Source organism: Paenibacillus sp. FSL M7-1046 (assembly GCF_038007405.1).
In the GTDB taxonomy this organism is placed as follows: Bacteria; Bacillota; Bacilli; order Paenibacillales; family Paenibacillaceae; genus Paenibacillus_AQ.
On the sequence record NZ_JBBOXB010000001.1, the window covers coordinates 4,105,814 to 4,122,390 of the forward strand.

At 48.6% G+C, this 16,577-nt stretch carries 17 protein-coding genes; 13 read left to right on the forward strand and 4 right to left on the reverse strand.

All coding sequences use genetic code 11. The features are described from left to right. Positions 1-31 precede the first annotated feature (31 nt). Positions 32-727, reverse strand: coding sequence for a TerC family protein (locus tag NYE29_RS18005; protein ID WP_340896949.1), 696 nt, complete (start codon positions 725-727; stop codon positions 32-34). Between the two features lie 169 nt (positions 728-896). On the opposite strand from NYE29_RS18005, the gene NYE29_RS18010 reads away from it, so the two are divergent. The 6 genes from NYE29_RS18010 (at position 897) to NYE29_RS18035 (ending at position 6,753) form a co-directional block, all read left to right on the forward strand. Further along, on the forward strand, positions 897-1,556 hold the full coding sequence (locus tag NYE29_RS18010; RefSeq protein WP_340896950.1) for a TerC family protein: 660 nt from the start codon (positions 897-899) through the stop codon (positions 1,554-1,556). Between the two features lie 314 nt (positions 1,557-1,870). Then, positions 1,871-2,383 carry a hypothetical protein gene (locus tag NYE29_RS18015; protein WP_340896951.1) on the forward strand — a complete coding sequence of 171 codons (513 nt, stop codon included), beginning with the start codon at positions 1,871-1,873 and terminating at the stop codon, positions 2,381-2,383. Between the two features lie 251 nt (positions 2,384-2,634). After that, positions 2,635-4,479 carry a translational GTPase TypA gene (typA, locus tag NYE29_RS18020; RefSeq protein WP_038595399.1) on the forward strand — a complete coding sequence of 615 codons (1,845 nt, stop codon included), beginning with the start codon at positions 2,635-2,637 and terminating at the stop codon, positions 4,477-4,479. Between the two features lie 248 nt (positions 4,480-4,727). Next, complete coding sequence (locus NYE29_RS18025) at positions 4,728-5,024, forward strand: YlaH-like family protein (RefSeq protein WP_038595398.1); 297 nt, start codon at positions 4,728-4,730, stop codon at positions 5,022-5,024. A gap of 83 nt (positions 5,025-5,107) precedes the next feature. Beyond that, on the forward strand, positions 5,108-6,199 hold the full coding sequence (locus NYE29_RS18030) for an LCP family protein (RefSeq protein WP_438492342.1): 1,092 nt from the start codon (positions 5,108-5,110) through the stop codon (positions 6,197-6,199). 98 nt (positions 6,200-6,297) lie between these two features. After that, positions 6,298-6,753 carry a pyridoxamine 5'-phosphate oxidase family protein gene (locus NYE29_RS18035; RefSeq protein ID WP_340896953.1) on the forward strand — a complete coding sequence of 152 codons (456 nt, stop codon included), beginning with the start codon at positions 6,298-6,300 and terminating at the stop codon, positions 6,751-6,753. Positions 6,754-6,789: 36 nt separating this feature from the next. Here NYE29_RS18035 and NYE29_RS18040 read toward each other — a convergent pair whose 3' ends face one another. After that, positions 6,790-7,359: a YhcN/YlaJ family sporulation lipoprotein gene (locus NYE29_RS18040; RefSeq protein ID WP_076109032.1), complete on the reverse strand. Its 570-nt coding sequence runs from the start codon at positions 7,357-7,359 to the stop codon at positions 6,790-6,792. Positions 7,360-7,464: 105 nt separating this feature from the next. Between NYE29_RS18040 and NYE29_RS18045 the strand changes: the two genes are divergently transcribed. The 3 genes from NYE29_RS18045 (at position 7,465) to NYE29_RS18055 (ending at position 10,687) form a co-directional block, all read left to right on the forward strand. Continuing rightward, a complete protein-coding gene (locus NYE29_RS18045; RefSeq protein WP_076109033.1) occupies positions 7,465-8,796 on the forward strand; it encodes a PhoH family protein in 1,332 nt (443 codons plus the stop codon). A 177-nt stretch (positions 8,797-8,973) separates the two neighbouring features. Then, on the forward strand, positions 8,974-9,162 hold the full coding sequence (locus NYE29_RS18050) for a hypothetical protein (protein WP_340896954.1): 189 nt from the start codon (positions 8,974-8,976) through the stop codon (positions 9,160-9,162). A 292-nt stretch (positions 9,163-9,454) separates the two neighbouring features. Next, positions 9,455-10,687, forward strand: a complete 1,233-nt coding sequence (locus NYE29_RS18055; protein WP_340896955.1) for a sugar ABC transporter substrate-binding protein — start codon at positions 9,455-9,457, stop codon at positions 10,685-10,687. Here the strand turns inward: NYE29_RS18055 and NYE29_RS18060 are convergent. Continuing rightward, positions 10,679-11,812: a coiled-coil domain-containing protein gene (locus NYE29_RS18060; RefSeq protein WP_340896956.1), complete on the reverse strand. Its 1,134-nt coding sequence runs from the start codon at positions 11,810-11,812 to the stop codon at positions 10,679-10,681. The genes NYE29_RS18055 and NYE29_RS18060 overlap by 9 nt on opposite strands. A 169-nt stretch (positions 11,813-11,981) precedes the next feature. After that, complete coding sequence (locus NYE29_RS18065) at positions 11,982-12,218, reverse strand: DUF2626 family protein (RefSeq protein WP_340896957.1); 237 nt, start codon at positions 12,216-12,218, stop codon at positions 11,982-11,984. A gap of 346 nt (positions 12,219-12,564) precedes the next feature. Here NYE29_RS18065 and NYE29_RS18070 point away from each other — a divergent pair, with 346 nt between their 5' ends. From NYE29_RS18070 to NYE29_RS18085, 4 genes are all read left to right on the forward strand, one after another. Further along, positions 12,565-13,215 (forward strand): RsfA family transcriptional regulator, encoded by a 651-nt coding sequence (locus tag NYE29_RS18070; RefSeq protein ID WP_038595388.1) that lies wholly within the window; start codon positions 12,565-12,567, stop codon positions 13,213-13,215. 131 nt (positions 13,216-13,346) lie between these two features. Then, positions 13,347-14,306 (forward strand): ketopantoate reductase family protein, encoded by a 960-nt coding sequence (locus NYE29_RS18075; RefSeq protein ID WP_340896958.1) that lies wholly within the window; start codon positions 13,347-13,349, stop codon positions 14,304-14,306. Between the two features lie 6 nt (positions 14,307-14,312). Continuing rightward, positions 14,313-14,699, forward strand: a complete 387-nt coding sequence (locus NYE29_RS18080; protein WP_076109036.1) for a DUF3397 domain-containing protein — start codon at positions 14,313-14,315, stop codon at positions 14,697-14,699. Between the two features lie 151 nt (positions 14,700-14,850). Then, positions 14,851-16,572: a peptide ABC transporter substrate-binding protein gene (locus tag NYE29_RS18085; protein ID WP_340896959.1), complete on the forward strand. Its 1,722-nt coding sequence runs from the start codon at positions 14,851-14,853 to the stop codon at positions 16,570-16,572. The last annotated feature ends 5 nt before the right edge of the window (positions 16,573-16,577 follow it).

Sequence of the window (16,577 nt, forward strand, 5' to 3'; positions counted from 1 at the left end):
ACCCCCGTTTTTGTTGATGAAACGGTATGTCTTAGCCCGAGGTTCCGCTATGCGGGATCTTTTTGTGCTCCAGCCGCCGTTTCCAGTGCCCTGCAGCAAGTATGCCTGCAATCACAAGGATGATGAAGAGTACATGCAGCAGAGGGTGCTGCTCAAAAAAAGGCTGGAGCTTCTGTTCACCGGTAATCATGGTGGAGGCGGTGTACCCCAGCACTGCGGAACCAATGTAAATAATCCAGGGATACCGGTTAATCAGCTTAATAAAAAGCGTACTGCCCCAGACTACAATGGGTACACTGATAAGCAGTCCTACCACAACCAGCGTGATATTGTGATTGGCTGCTCCGGCAATGGCGATGACATTGTCCAGACCCATGGCCGCGTCGGCAACAATAATTGTCCGCACAGCCGCCCACAGTGTGCCTCCGGCCTTGATATCCGCATCGTTATTTTCCCCGCTGAGCAGCTTGTATGCAATCAGGATCAGCAGCAGCCCGCCGAACAGCAGCAGCCAAGGGACTTTCAGCAGCCAGACAACCAGTATGGTAGCGATGATCCGCAGCACAACGGCTCCGCCCGTTCCAAGCAAAATGGCTTTTTTCTGGGTGTCTGCTGGTAAATTCCGTGCAGCTAGCCCGATGACAATAGCGTTGTCCCCCGCCAGAATCAAATCAAGAAAGACGATATTCAGCAATGGCAATATAAAATCGGTAACGGTTGTATTCAAGCCAGGTCACTCCCATAGTTTGTTGGTCAGAGCATTAGATAGGTATAGTTTTGTATACGCAAAAAAGGGGCCGGACATGCATCAGCCGGTAAAAAAGCTGGACAGGAAGCATAGCTTGTCGCCAATCCACATACATGTAATTACATGTAGTCCGGGGAGGTAAAAGCTAATGGATTCCTTGTTGCTGCTTGGGGAAATATTGATGATCAATCTTGTGCTGAGCGGAGATAACGCGATGGTCATAGCGATGGCCAGCAAAAATCTCCCGGAGAAGAACCGCAAAACTGCTGTCTGGTGGGGGGCTGCGGGCGCTGTCATTCTTCGGTGTGTGCTGACGTTTGCGGCAGTGCTGCTGCTGAAAATCCCTTATATTGAAGCGGGCGGAGGCATTCTGCTGCTATGGATTGCCTTCAAGCTGCTGCTGGAGGAGGAAGAGGAGGTTAGGGTGGAGGAAAGCTCTACCGTGTGGAGGTCCATCCGCACCATTCTGTTGGCTGACTTTATCATGAGTCTCGACAATGTGCTGGCGATTGCGGGAGTAGCCAAGGGTGATTTGGCCCTGATCGTCATCGGGATCGCGTTAAGCATTCCGATCGTCGTCTGGGGAAGCGGTATTATCGTCGGCTGGCTGCACCGGTTTCCTGTGCTTGTCTTCATCGGCGCCTACATACTCGCCCATACTGCTGGAGAAATGCTGCTGCAGGATGCCAAGTTTGGTGCGGTGCTCTCCTTTATGCTGCCGTCTTTACACTCGGTTTTGCCGCTTGCACTTGGTGTTCTCGTTGTCCTGTCCGGTTTGATTAAGCGGAGGACCGTATCCGCAGGTTAAGAAGCGGCAATACTAGAGGCTGTGCCAAAAGCTGGATAAGCTGGGGCGCAGCCTCTTTAGACTGAGCAGCTTTTTCAAAATATAAAAATTTATATGCTTCACGTTATAAATTATCCTTTTATTTCTCGCTGAAACGGATACCGTCCTTTTGAGGACCGTGAAGCCGTTTCCACTTGTCATCTCCTAAAATATGAAGAATGATGGTGTTTTATTTATTTTTCAGATAAAATATAAAGGGAATCCTGTCGCAGGAAATTGAACTTTCGAAGTGACGAGGCAAGGAATAGACGTGAATTTGAAGGGATGGGTGATTGATGTCTTCCAAAAACGACATGAAACTGGGTATTTTTATTGCCGCCGCCGGCATTGTGATTCTATTCGGAAAGCTGGGGGTGTTCGGGTTTCTCGGGCGGGCCTTATGGCCACTCGTGATACTGGTTCCAGGCCTGTTCCTGCATGTGCTCTTCTTCAGCAGCCGCGCTTCGGCAACCGTGTTGATTCCGGCCGGAATATTGACTGTGTATGGATTGCTGCTCGGGTTATGCAATACCTGGGGCTGGGGGCTTATGACTCATCTGTGGCCGTTGCTGCTGTTCGGCATCGCTGTCGGGCTGTATGAATATTCGCTGTATTCTTCGGCGCGGACCGGTGGTCTGATGACTACGTCTGTCATACTTGGAGCACTGAGTCTGGTGCTGTTTATCTTCAGTCTGCTGGGCACAGGAGCGTTGTATTTGTTAGGTGCGGTACTGATTGCTGCCGGGATTTGGCTGATGGCCGGGCGCGGAAAACCGGGAAGCCGCAAGAAGTGGAACGGGGGCTGGTGAGTGAACCGGCTGCTGTGAAATTTGCGGATCTTCTCAAGGAAAAAATGGCCTGACGCGGAATTAGAAAAATTAAACGAAGTTGGAAATCGTTTTTTCAGAAAAAGACTTGCTTTTCATAGTGCTTTCACTATAATATTAAGGAATGTTGGAGCGTCGGCTTTCTGCCAGGCGCTTCTTTTGTGAGACTGCCGTGACATGCTATAAATTTAAACATTTTTAATTTGATAAATGAGAGGATTTGGATACAAATCATGCATTCAAGAAAAGATATTCGCAACATTGCGATCATTGCCCACGTTGACCATGGTAAAACAACACTTGTCGATCAGCTTTTGCAGCAATCAGGAATTTTTAGCGCGCATGAGCACCTGCAAGAACGTGCTATGGACTCGAACGACCTGGAGCGGGAACGCGGAATCACCATCCTAGCCAAAAATACAGCAATTACCTATAAAGAGTTCTTGATCAACATTGTAGATACCCCGGGCCATGCTGACTTCGGCGGCGAAGTGGAACGGATCATGAAGATGGTTGATGGTGTACTGCTTGTTGTTGACGCCTATGAAGGCTGCATGCCGCAAACGAAGTTCGTTCTGCGCAAAGCGCTGGAACAGCACCTGACACCAATCGTTGTAGTGAACAAGATTGACCGTCCGGCTGCACGTCCGAAGGAAGTTATTGATGAAGTGCTGGATCTGTTCATTGAGCTTGAAGCCAGTGACGATCAGCTGGAATTCCCAGTAGTTTATGCATCCGCACTAAACGGCACATCGAGCATGGATACTGAGAAACAGGATGACAACATGCTTGCTCTGTATGAAACCATTGTTGAGCATATCCCGGCTCCGACTGAAAAAGTTGAAGAACCTCTGCAGTTCCTTGTTACGCTGATGGATTACAATGAATACCTTGGCCGTATTGCCATCGGACGTGTAAACCGCGGTGTTATCAAGCAAGGCCAATCCGTAACTGTTATTATGCGTGACGGTAAGAGCAAGACGGCACGGATCGAGAAGCTGTTCGGCTTCCAGGGCCTCAAGCGCGTAGAAACCGAAGAAGCGGGCGCAGGTGACATCGTTGCTATCGCCGGCATCAAGGATATCAACATCGGTGAGACGATTGCCGATCCGCAGCATCCTGAAGCTCTTCCGGTTCTGAAGATCGATGAGCCTACGATGCAAATGACGTTCCTCGTGAACAACAGTCCGTTTGCCGGTAAAGAAGGCAAATGGGTAACTTCTCGTAAGCTGCGCGAGCGTCTGTTCAAAGAGCTCGAAACAGATGTCAGCTTGCGTGTGGATGAAACGGATTCTCCTGACGCCTTTATCGTATCCGGACGCGGTGAGCTTCACCTCGGTATCCTGATCGAGAATATGCGCCGTGAAGGTTATGAAATGCAGGTTTCTAAGCCTGAGGTTATCGTCAAAGAAATCGACGGAGCCAAGATGGAGCCGCTTGAACGTCTGATGATTGACGTTCCGGAAGAAAGCATGGGCGCCGTAATGGAGAGCCTGGGCAGCCGCAAAGCCGAAATGGTCAACATGATCAACCACGGTACTGGTCAAGTTCGTCTGGAATTCCTGATTCCTGCACGCGGCCTGATTGGCTACAATACACACTTCCTGACGCTGACACGCGGCTATGGTGTAATGAACCATGCCTTTGACAGCTATGCTCCACTGATCGGCGGCCAGGTTGGCGGACGTCATCAGGGCGTGCTGGTGTCCAGTGAGACCGGAAGTACAACGTTCTACGGTATGATGGGCGTAGAAGACCGCGGTATTCTGTTCCTGGAGCCAGGAACAGAAATCTACGAAGGTATGATCGTCGGTGAGCATACCCGTGATAACGATATTATCGTTAACATTTGTAAGGAAAAAGCACTGACCAACGTGCGTTCTGCTACGAAGGATGAAACGGTAAAAATGAAGACCCCACGGATGTTCTCTCTGGAAGGTGCGCTTGAGTATCTGAACGATGACGAATATTGTGAAATCACCCCGAAATCTGTTCGTCTTCGTAAGAAGATCCTGAACAAGGGCGAGCGTGAACGTGTAGAAAAGCAGCGTAAGTCAGCACAAGCCAGCCAGGCCTAAGCTGATATAGAACAAGCCGCCGGATGTTGAATCCGGCGGCTTGTATTTGTTTAAATATAAAAATTTATATGCTTCACACTATAAATTATCTTTCTATTTCTCGCTGAAACGGATACCGCCCTTTTGAGGACGGCGAAGCCGTTTCCACTTGTGAGGCGATCTTTTAAATTGCAGGGATTATTTGCGGATTAAAGCTCCCGGGGATGATATAATGTAAGCGATACATACCTTGGGAGGAGTGGTGAGCTGTGCAGAGATGGTTTGCGGAGCATCCTATTGTGGCCTATATTGTCATTTTTATATTGCTGACTTATGTGTATAACCGTGTATTCCGCGTGAATCAGAAGCTCCCCATTGGTAAAGAAATCGTGCTCTATCTGATGATGGCACTCGGCTCAGGCATGCTGCTGATTTTTCAGCATGACAAACTGCCGATCATTCAGTGCCTGCTGGTGGCTGTAGGACTTATGCTGCTCGTGCGGGTCCGTTATTTTGTGGAGGCCCGGCAGAAGCGCAAGGCTGCTGCAGCAGCCAAAAGACAATAACCGCAACTTTTACCGTTTGAAATCGTCTATAGTAAGTATAAATCAACCTAATCTATGCGAAATGAAAAGGACCTTATTCTATTATGAGTACAAGCAAGGGAAGTTTACCTCCAAGGAGACCCGCTGGACCCCAACAAACGGGCAGAGGGCAGCAGGTTAAGGCTGCTCCTGGAAAACAGGGCAAGAAAAAAGCAAAGAAACGGGGATTTGCAGCCCGTTTGGGAAAAATGCTATTAATTATCCTTCTGGTTGCGATCCTGGCTGTGCTGGGTTACGTAGGGTTTCTGTACTATAAGTTCGAGCAGGGAGGATTTGGAGTGGACCAGCCCGTCCAGGACAGCCAGCTTGCTTCGTCTAAGCCGCTGACTATGCTGCTGCTGGGAACCGACAACCGCCCGAAGCATCCGTCCAATCTCACGGATGTTATTATGGTTGCTGCACTGAATCCTAAGACGCATTCGGCGACGATTGTCTCGCTTCCGCGGGATACTTACGTCGAGCTGAGCGGTTATAAGAAGACCAAGATCAATGCGTTTTACCCCCGCTTCAAGAGCAAGGAGAAAACCTCAGGCATTCTAGCTGAGGATGAGATGAAGACGATGATGAGCAAATATCTGGACATTGATGTCGATTATGTCACCGTGCTCGATTTTCAAGGCTTCCGTGATATTGTGGACGAATTTGATGGAGTAGATGTCAACATCAGCGCCGACATGTGCTATACGGACAGTGTGGACGGAACAGATATTAATCTGAAGAAGGGTCCGGCCAAGCTGGATGGGGATGAGGCGCTCGATTATGTGCGTTACCGCAAGTCCAACTGTAGTCCAAGGACCCAGGCTTCCGATGACTTTGACCGCAATAAACGCCAGAACGAGGTATTGAACGGACTGGTTGGACAAATGCAGTCCCTTGGAGGAGTGCTCAAAATAGGCAAGGTTTTTGACGCTGTGGGCGACAACATGCAAAGCGATATTGAGAATGCACAAATCAAAAGCTTGATTTCTACTTATTGGAAAATATCTAAAGAGAATATTGAATTTGTGCCGGTGACCGGAACCTGGCGCAGCCCGTATGTATATATTAACGATAAAGAACTTGAAGCGGCAAAGAAAAGCCTGCAGGACCGGATTGCCGGGGTTTCCTCCGCTGCCTCAGAGTCTACTGCTCCTTAACGAAGGTCTGGAAGCAACTCTAAATTGAATGCAAGTTTGGGCGTGTGCTATAATATAATAAAGTGAACGCACATTTGCCGCATAGGGGGCCTGTACTTATGTCCGAAGCCGTTGCTCAGCTCAATGAAACCTTGCTATCGATGCTGCAGTCGGAAACGTTTGTCCTGCTTAACACTGTTGATGCGGAATCCGGGGGCCCTACGTCTACGGCAATTTCCTGGATTTATGCAGTGAGCCCTTCTATCGTGCGTCTGGCGGTAGACCACCGCTCCAGACTTGTGAACAACATGAAGGTGAATCCAATGGTAACCGTAACAGTTTTTGGCGAGGGCACCGTTCATGCTATTAATGGGCGTGCTGTTGTGAGGCAGGATCCGCTGCCGGATGTTCCCTTCAAGATGTGCTGTTTTGATGTTGAAATTGAAGCGGTACGCAACGCGCTGTTCTATGGCGCGCAGCTGGATTCCGCTCCAAAATATGCTAAGGTATACGATGCGCGTGCGGCTGAGAAGCTGGACGGCCAAGTATTTGCCGCCATGCAAAAAGCCCAGTGAGGATCTCACTAGGCTTTTTTTGTCCAAAGAATCAGGTTATTGATTGTTGCCTTTCGGCTTGGTATCCTCTGGCAGCTGCGGTATGATGCGGCCGATGATATCCGCCATTTCTGCAGCGAAGCCGGACACCGGATTTCCCTTAGAGATATGACGGCCCATTTCGTTCAGTCTGTTGGAGATATCCATATCGGCAGTGACGAAGGCATTGACGCCACGCGGATCTTTACGGATGGCTTCAGCCACCGAATATTTGATGCTTCCGACACGCGAACGTTCCAGCTTCCCGTCAACATCAATGCCAACCACGGCGACATTGTTCATTACGACACAGTGGGCACCGTTGACGCCTGGAACTCTTTGGGCCAGCTGTTCAAAATGATCCTTGAGTGCAACATCGCTTTCCCCCTTGCCGTCAGAAGCTTGTCCGGCTTCAGCGTAAGGGGCCATATTACCATCATTAGACAATGACCGTACCTCGCGGTTTCCCTGGCTGCTTAAAGCCTTGGCCGATTGTTTATCCTGAGGAGAGGGTGATGTCTCTTTATTAGCGATACCGCAGCTTGTCAGCAGCAGCAGTACCAGCAACAGACACATTGATTTTCTCATATGTGCTTACTCCTTTCAGTCAGAAATCAGTTCTTTACTTTATCTTGCCCTTGCTGAAAAGAGTTATGTATGATCAATCAAACCAGGCGCTGTGGAGGGGATAGCATGAAAAAGATATTTGTACTAGACACCAACGTGCTTTTGCACGACCCCAATTCGATCTTTGCTTTCAAGGAGCATGAAGTAGTCATTCCGGCCGTGGTTCTGGAAGAGATCGACTCCAAGAAGCGTAATGCCGATGAAATCGGCCGCAACGCCCGCACCGTGTCACGATTGTTAGACGGACTCCGGGAACTGGGCCACCTGCATAGCGGTGTGGTTCTGGAACATGGAGGCATGCTGAAGGTGGAGCTTAACCACCGCAGCTTCGTAAAGGTACAGGAAATGTTCGGTGAGGTATCCAACGACAACCGGATATTGGCTGTAGCGCTCAATTATCTTCATGAGGAGAACGAGAAAGCTGAACCACGCCCTGTGGTACTCGTAAGTAAAGATGTACTTGTCCGCATCAAAGCGGATGTGCTTGGCATTACACCGGAGGATTATTTATCTGACCGTACAGGTGATCTGAACGAGCTGTATACCGGCTACCAGTCACTGATGGTCCATCCTTCGCTGATTGATGAATATTACAGCCACCGTTTCCTGTCCGTCAAACAACTGCCCCTGTCCTATGCGCTCTACCCGCATGAATTTGTAATTCTGAAGGATGAGATCGGCAGCGGCAAATCTGCTCTGCTCAAAGTGAACAGCGACGCCACACGCCTTGAACCGCTCTATTTGGGCAATGATGCGGTGTGGGGTATCAGTGCCCGTAATGCCCAGCAGCGGATGGCGCTGGAGCTGCTGTTGAACGATGACATCCCGCTGGTAACTATTACCGGCAAGGCAGGAACGGGCAAAACGCTGCTGGCGCTTGCTGCCGGATTGTTCAAGGTGGAGGATGAGCACCGCTACAAGAAGCTGCTCATCGCCCGGCCGGTTGTGCCGATGGGTAAAGATATCGGATATTTGCCCGGGGAGAAGGATGAGAAGCTGCGTCCGTGGATGCAGCCGATTTATGATAATTTGGAATTTCTGTTTGATACGAAGAAGTCCGGGGATATTGATAAAATACTTATGGGCCTCGGCAGCATCCAGGTGGAGGCACTCACCTATATCCGCGGACGTTCCATTCCTTCGCAGTTCATCATTATTGATGAAGCCCAGAACCTTTCCCGCCACGAGGTGAAGACCATCGTCTCCAGAGCCGGGGAAGGCAGCAAGGTTATTCTTATGGGCGACCCGGAGCAGATCGACCATCCTTATCTCGACGCAGCGAGCAACGGGCTCAGCTATATTGTCGAGAAGTTTAAGCAGGAAGGGATCAGCGGTCATATCACACTGGAAAAAGGTGAGCGTTCCCGCCTGGCCCAGCTGGCCGCCGATTTACTGTAATCGCCGGCATTTGTCAGCCGGCTGCTGTAGTGACAAAATAAAGTAGCTGCGAGACATACCGGCACCGCGCAGCCAAATCATGATAAGCAACGCCGCAAAGCCGGGAGATCAATGTCTCCCGGCTTTTTGCCTGCCCCCTGAACGGCGGAGGTTTCAGAGCTTATACGCGATAATGGAATGGAGAGAAAGTTTGGAACTGGAGAAGCGCTAGCGTTCGCCTTTATCCTCGGATTTCTTCCGCTGCAGGCGGAATTATATAAGTTAAAGAACTACCTAGAGGCAAAAGCAGCGGAGGGGAAGTTTGGAACTGTAGGAGCGATAGCGACCGCCTTTGTCTACGGATTTCAACCGCTAAGAGCGGTATAAATCAAGAAATCTGTAGACAACAGCGGCCGGAAGTCCAAACATTCACCGCAGTTGCGTTCTATGCCGGATCGGTAAATTTAATGTTCAACTTATATAGAATCAGGAAATCTGAGGATAACAGCGATCGGAAGTCCAAATCTTTCTTGTAATGCAACATTATATCGCAAGTGTCTTGAGGCCTCCACCGTTCACACCTATATAATAGAAAGAGAACGTTTTCAGCTAACACAGACAATCAAAGAATCATCTGGTAAAATAGGGGGACAAGTGTTTAGACCGGAGGGGAAAAGAAATGCTGAGACGCAAAAACTATTGGCTGCTGTTTGCGATACTGCTGCTTGCGCTGACAAGCTTGTCACCCAGCATGGAGCTGGACACCAGTGAACGCACCCGTCCGCAGAAGTTGCCGCTCGATCAATCAGAGCGCCCGGATTCGGGAGAGACAGGAAATGTGCAAAGCCTGCGGATTCGCGTTTCGCTGAGCAGCGAAGAGCTGCGTGAGCTGGAACGGATCAGCAGGAACTATACGTTGTCGAGCGGGATTGAAGTCGTACTGAGCAATGTGGACAGCGAGGAATCGGCTGAAGTGCTGAAGCAGGACCTGACTACAGGCGACAGTCCGGATATTGTGATGACCGATGGCCGCAATATTTCCGATCTGGCTACCCGGGGATATTTACTACCGGTGGATGTCTACCAGAGCGTTCCCGGCAGCGCCCCGCTGACCCTGCTGATTCCGCAAATGCAGTGGAATGGATATGATTGGGGAGTTCCGCTCGATATTGATCCTTACGTACTGGTGTATTCTCCGGCGCGCCTTGCCGAATTGGGCCTTTCGGAAGCGCCGAAAAGTCTGGAGCAGTGGAGCGGGCTGCTGAAGCATCTCCGAGAAAAACAGGATCAGGAACAATATATCCTGGCTATGGATACCCGTAATCCCTATGGTTACTCTGCGGTCCTGGAAAGTATGGGGGCCAGCCTGACTTCAGAGAATGCGGCAATGTTGGAGTGGACCCAGAACGCCCGCAGCTCCTTCTACCTGACTAGCCGGTATAATAAAGAGATCTGGAATATGCTACAGGAGGGAAAGGTCGCCGTTGCTGCGCTTCCGCTCTCTGAATTCCAGAAGCACGGGAACTCATCGCTGGCTGTGGAAGTGCTGCTGCCTGGCGGGAGCAGTAAAGGCTATGAGGCAATGTACAGCCGTTTCTTCGCTCTTCCTGCAGAGTCGAGCAACCCGGAGGCGGCGGTGAAATGGCTCGCCTATATTACCTCAAGCTCCGCGCAGCTGGAATGGCTGGAGAACACGGGGCGTCTGCCTGCGCTGGATGAGCTTTACCGTTCGGGACTTCCGGAGATGGATAGGCTTCCTTTTGACTCCGGGGTGCTGCTGACAGACGAAGCCATCACCGAGGAAAGACCGGTTGGCAGCTGGAGTGAGCTCTCCACGGCGGTGGCAATGCTGCTCACCGGTAAGCTGGATGCCGCAGGATACCAGGAAGCGCTGGCAGCAACCTCAAAATGAGATGGAGAGCTTTACATAAAGCACGCCTTCTTTGCTCTCTACTTCAGTCGCATGCAAAAGTGAGACGATTTTCTCCGGATAAAACCCTAGATCGAATTCTTCCTCCAGTGACTGGCGGGTGGAATCAGGCAGCTCCAGGCCATTAAATACTACATTGTCGACATGGAACATGAGCCCGTTAACCGGCTCGTTTTCAATCGTGTAATGACCGGTCAGGGTAAGCGTCAAGCCGCCGCTGGTTCCCGAAGCAGTCACCTGCCCCTTGTTGAAATGAAAAGCGAAATCCTTAAACAGCTCATTTTGTGAGATCAGAAAGGTATTAAGATCCTCTTCCTTCAGCGCAAGGGTATAGGTCATTCCTTTACGGGTCAGCATCCCGCTTTTGCTCTGGACAAATTGCGGCAGATGATTCATAGCCGATGACAAAGCCTTGAAATAGGTTTTCACTTCATGGATACCAATGTTCTCCCAATACCTCGTAAATTCGTTCAGCAGCGCGCTCATGCTCTCCGGATCGCTGCTGGCACTGATTCCTCCTTCAATCTCCTCATTTAACGCGGCAACCCGCGTTTTTTGTTCGGTAAGAGCCGTTTTAAGCTCCTCAAGCTCCTTGCTGCTGCGCAGCGAAGCTGTTATCGTGGATTTCATATCTTTGTACTGCTCTTCATACTGATCAAGGATATCGCGGTCCTGCCCAATAATAATCTCGTAATAATCGTACAGGGCAAGCATCCGGCTGATACTTTTAGCGGAGAGCAGAGCAGCCAGCAGACTATCTCTGTCCCCCATATAATAAGAACGAATGACAGCTCCGGCACGTTCTTGTTGATCCGCGATAGCTGCTTCTTTTTCTGCTGCTTGTTTACTGAGGAGCGAAACCTTCTTCTCGAGAACCTTTTGCTCCGCGGTAATTCTAAGGATCTCACGTTCGATTTCAGCAGAGGACAACGTCTGCTCCAGCAGCCTGCGGGTCTCTTCGTTATCGGGAAAATCAGGAGGAGAGGAGACGGCGGCAGCACTAGAGCCCATGGAAAGCGAGGCCGCGGAGGTCAGCGGCAGCATCGTGCAGAGAAGCAGAATGAGCAGGAAGGCGAACCTTCGGCTTAAAATATTGCGGGAAAGCACTACACCACCACCTTTGGCAAAATAGAATAGGTATGTACTATTAATATGTTTTGTCCTGCTAAAATATCATACCCTGTTTTCCACCTCCCGGCCTACAAAAAGACAAACAAAAAACGGAAGTCGTCCTTATTTCTAAGGATTTGACTTCCGTTTGATTGGCCAATAGCCATTATAGCGGCAACCCCATCTGAAAGATCGTCCAGTAGCTGAAGCCGGTAAATGTAACAATCATGTATCCCCAGAACAACATGATGTAGGTCTTTTCTGTAAACTTCAGATAGCCAAGTATTACAAAAAAGGCGGTTTGCAAGAAGAAGAGTAAGGCCATCTCGGTGAAATCCCCGGCAAAAGCCATCAGCCCGATTACGAGCGTGAAAAACCCCAATACGCGAAACATGCGGTCCAAGAGAGTGTCCCCCTTCTTAGAATGATTCCCGAATATGACTTCTTTGGATTAATTATACCTCCTGGACAAAAGACTGTAAACGAATTCATTGAAAAAAACCTTTGTTTTTTAAATTAATATAATTTTTGACATTGACATATGTGTTTAGCAAGAGAAATTAGAAATTATAGCAATGTGCGTATGATGTTTAAGCAAAATGGAAATACAATTTAGTATCAAATAGATTCTATGAACTCTATCAGAGGCATAGAAATGGAGTAAGCAGCTTTTATCCTATTCACTACCCGGCGGAGCTGCCGGTTATGAAGATGGTTATTTCATGATGTTGTTAGGAGGGTTAGGCTTTATGACAGCCGTTAGACAAGATGCTTGGAGTGCTGAAGATGATTTGATTTTGGCAGAAATAACGCTGCGTCATATCCGGGAAGGCAGTACGCAACTCGCTGCTTTTGAAGAGGTGGGAGAAAAAATCGGCAGGACCTCGGCGGCATGCGGATTTCGCTGGAACAGTTGTGTCCGCAAAAGCTATGAGGATGCAATTGGCATCGCCAAAGGCCAGCGCCAGAAGCGGAGCTATTTGAAAAAACAGCCGATGAACAGGGGAGCACAGGTAGCAGGATTGATTCTCGGGGACATTGAAGAAGAATATGGACGAAGCGAAGGCTTGAACGAAAATTCGTTATCCATTGATGCGGTTATCCGTTTCCTCAGACAGTGGAAAGGAACCTTTCAGGAGGCGGGACGCCAGCTGAAGATGCTGGAAAGAGATCTGCGGGAGAAGGAAGATGAATTATCCGAGCTCAGGGTGGAAAATGAGCGGTTATCAAAGGAAGTTAACCTCGCCCAAAGTGATTACCGTGTGGTAAACGATGATTACAAGGCACTGATTCAGATTATGGACCGTGCCCGCAGACTTGCCTTCCTTAATGAAGAAGAAGAGGAAATGAAGACTCGGTTCAAAATGGATGCCAATGGCAATCTCGAACGTATGGAATAAAGGTTAAGCAACGGTATGACCCGCAAACAAAGCTGCCTTCGGGCACAGTGTTTGCGGTTTTTTGTTTTTTGCATTTGCGGGAGCCTGCGGATATAATGAGGGAAATTATTGGAAGGGTGCGGAGGCGCGGCGTGAAAATTGATATTATTGGCGCGGGATCACTTGGTTTGCTGCTGGCAGGAAAACTTATCGGCGCCGGAGCCGAGGTCAGACTCTGGTGCCGAAGTGAAGAACAGAGCAGGGCGCTGGAGGAGAGCGGTATTACAATAAGCTATGAGGATGGCCAACCCCCGGTTTTTCTTCCGCCCGACAAGTTTAAGTCAGCATCTGTGAACACATTTGCCGAAGTTTATCTGCACGATCCGGGGGATTGGATGGCAATCATGGTCAAACAGAACGCACTCCATAATGAATTCCCGCAGATACTGCTTCCACTTAAGCAGAGCAAGATTCAGGCGGTGTGTTTTCAGAATGGTTATGGCCATTTGGAGCTGCTGCAGGAGCTGCTGCCACAAGCAGCAGTTTGGGCAGCGGTAACCACTGAGGCAGCCAAAAGAAAAACATTAACCGAGGTTGTTCATGCAGGGAGAGGAGAAATATGTATAGGGAAGGTTGGCGACAGCAATACTACTCATGGTCCATCCTCGCTAATTAGTTTCATTGAAACGCTCACAGCAGCAGGATTCTCCGCCTCTATGTCGAAAGAAGTGGATACCATGATTTACCGGAAGCTTCTAATCAATGCTGTGATCAATCCTCTTACAGCGATCTGGCGCGTACCGAACGGTGAATTGCTCGCTGCCGAGCAGCGCATACATTTGATGAAGGAGCTGTATGAGGAAGCGATTGCCGTATATGAAGCCTGCGGTATTGCTCTTGAGAGTAACGCCTGGGAAGGCATAATGGAGGTTTGCCGGGCAACAGCCGGCAATATTTCATCGATGCTTGCCGATGTGTTGTCCTCAAGAGCAACGGAAATACGCTGGATTAATGGGAGCATTGTGGATATGGCGGAGCGGAGTGGCATCGATGCTCCACAACACCGCTGGATTTGCCGGATGGTAGAAGGCATGCTTGTGAGGGAGAGGTGAGGCTGTTTGGAATTTCTGCGGAATTCGTTCATTACTATAAGCGTTATTCCGATTGTTCCTTTTTTAATCGTCTATTTTGCGGGAATAGGCCTCAAAAAAGAAAAGAAAAGCACTTTTTTGCTGGCAATGGACGTGACTACATTATTTTTATTACTTTCCGTATCGGCCTTATTTAATATTATATTTGATTCGGGTTGGGGCTTCTATCTTATACTACTTATTGTATTAATATCCACCGGATTGATTGGAGGGGCTCAAAATCGCTTAAAAGGAAAAGTGGATGGAAAACGGTTACTTCGGGCAGTATGGCGGCTTACTTTCTTTTTTATGACCGTTAGTTACATTCTGTTTTTGGTCGTAGGCCTCATTCAATACATATCACAAGCGATGTAACGTTCCACTGCTTCGGTGAAGCGTCAATGTCACAAATCTTTTAAGTTTTAAAAAAAAACGGTTTTTCAGAAAACATTGCTCTAGATTTTTTTGACCACTGGTTGTATAATCATAAACCATATACCACATTCTATTTAGGGGGAACTGCTAGATGAAGAAGAGTAAAAGTCTATTGCTCATGATTGCATTAGTTTTAGTCATCGGCACAGTGCTTGCTGGCTGCGGCGGAAACAATGCAAACAATGGCAAAAATGCCAGCCCGACCAATGCGCCGGCTGACAACGCAGGTAACAAGAACACAGGAAACGCAACTGGCGATGAGAAGTTAGCTGCTGACCAAACGCTTAAGATCAACCTGAGCTCCGAGCCTCCTACATTTGACCCGCAACAAGCTCAAGACAGCACATCCAATGCTATCCTGAAATTGTTGTATGAAGGACTTACCCGTCAAAATGCAGAAACTGGGCAAGCTGAAGAAGGTATTGCTGAGTCCTGGGAAATCTCCCCTGACGGCCTGGTGTATACTTTCAAACTTCGTGATGCAAAATGGAGCAACGGCGACCCTGTAACAGCTAAAGACTTCGCCTTTGCTTGGCAGCGCGTCCTGGATCCAAATGCTACAGACGCTGCTCCATATGCATACCAATTGTTCTACATCAAAGGTGCTGAAGATTATTTCGGTGGCAAAATCACTGACTTCAGTCAAGTTGGCATTAAAGTAGTTGACGATAAAACACTTGAAGTGACATTGAACAACCCTACACCATATTTCTTGGGTCTGTTGTCTTTCTATACGTACTACCCAGTGCATAGTTCCGTTGCAAATGATCCAAAATGGGCAACTAAGGTTGAAAGCCAAATTACTAACGGACCTTTCACTTTGACTGAGTGGACAACTGGCCAATCTTTGGCTGTAACTAAGAACCCATCGTACTATGCTGCAGATCAAATTAAAGCAGCAGGCATCAACTTCTCCATCGTAAACAGTGGTGCAACTGAACTCTTGAGTTACAAAAACGGCGAACTTGACCGTGCTGGCGGTCCAATTGGTGAAATTCCAACCGAGCAACTGCCAATCGTTGAAAAAGAATTCCCTAAAGAATTTGCAAGAAAAGGTATTTCCAGCGTTTACTACTACCAGTTCAATGTAACTGAAAAACCTTTCACAAATGCTAAAATCCGTAAAGCCTTGGCTATGAGTATCAACCGTCAGCCAATCATCGATAACATCACACTGGGTGGACAACTGCCAGCATTTGGTTTCGTACCTCCTGGTATCCAAAGCAATGAGCAAGAATTCCGTACACAAGTAGCTGATTCCCAGTATTTCGGCGAAGATATTGAAGGCGCAAAAGCATTGCTTGCTGAAGGTCTGAAAGAAGAAGGCTTGGATAAACTGAGCTTCACTCTTACTTACAACACAAGTGAAGGCCACCAAAAGATCGCTGTAGCCGTAGCTGATATGTGGAAAAAGAACCTCGGCGTTGATGTTAAGCTTGCAAACAAAGAGTGGGGCGTCTTCATCGAAGACAAACACAACCTGAACTATCAAGTAGCACGTGCCGGCTGGTCCGCGGACTTCAATGATCCAATGACTTACCTTGATATGTGGGTAACTGGCGGCGGTAACAATGATACTGGTTACTCCAACCCAGCGTATGACAAACTGATCAACGAAGCTAAAAAATCTTCAGACAATGCTGTTCGTCAAGAGAAGTTTGCTGCTGCAGAAAAAATGATTATGGATGATATGATTCTGATTCCGATCTATTACTACACAAACAACTCGTTGACTAAAGAGTACCTTAAAGGTGTAACTCTTGACTTCAGCGGTGCAGTCGACCTGAGCCGCGCTTACTTGCTCGAACACTAAGAGTA

What these genes read in the sequence shown, in the direction of transcription:
- NYE29_RS18010 (WP_340896950.1), top strand. Translation starts at nt 897, where the DNA reads ATGGATTCCTTGTTGCTGCTTGGGGAAATATTGATGATCAATCTTGTG.
- NYE29_RS18015 (WP_340896951.1), top strand. Translation starts at nt 1,871, where the DNA reads ATGTCTTCCAAAAACGACATGAAACTGGGTATTTTTATTGCCGCCGCC.
- typA (WP_038595399.1), top strand. Translation starts at nt 2,635, where the DNA reads ATGCATTCAAGAAAAGATATTCGCAACATTGCGATCATTGCCCACGTT.
- NYE29_RS18030 (WP_438492342.1), top strand. Translation starts at nt 5,108, where the DNA reads ATGAGTACAAGCAAGGGAAGTTTACCTCCAAGGAGACCCGCTGGACCC.
- NYE29_RS18035 (WP_340896953.1), top strand. Translation starts at nt 6,298, where the DNA reads ATGTCCGAAGCCGTTGCTCAGCTCAATGAAACCTTGCTATCGATGCTG.
- NYE29_RS18040 (WP_076109032.1), bottom strand. Translation starts at nt 7,359, where the DNA reads ATGAGAAAATCAATGTGTCTGTTGCTGGTACTGCTGCTGCTGACAAGC.
- NYE29_RS18045 (WP_076109033.1), top strand. Translation starts at nt 7,465, where the DNA reads ATGAAAAAGATATTTGTACTAGACACCAACGTGCTTTTGCACGACCCC.
- NYE29_RS18050 (WP_340896954.1), top strand. Translation starts at nt 8,974, where the DNA reads ATGGAGAGAAAGTTTGGAACTGGAGAAGCGCTAGCGTTCGCCTTTATC.
- NYE29_RS18055 (WP_340896955.1), top strand. Translation starts at nt 9,455, where the DNA reads ATGCTGAGACGCAAAAACTATTGGCTGCTGTTTGCGATACTGCTGCTT.
- NYE29_RS18070 (WP_038595388.1), top strand. Translation starts at nt 12,565, where the DNA reads ATGACAGCCGTTAGACAAGATGCTTGGAGTGCTGAAGATGATTTGATT.
- NYE29_RS18085 (WP_340896959.1), top strand. Translation starts at nt 14,851, where the DNA reads ATGAAGAAGAGTAAAAGTCTATTGCTCATGATTGCATTAGTTTTAGTC.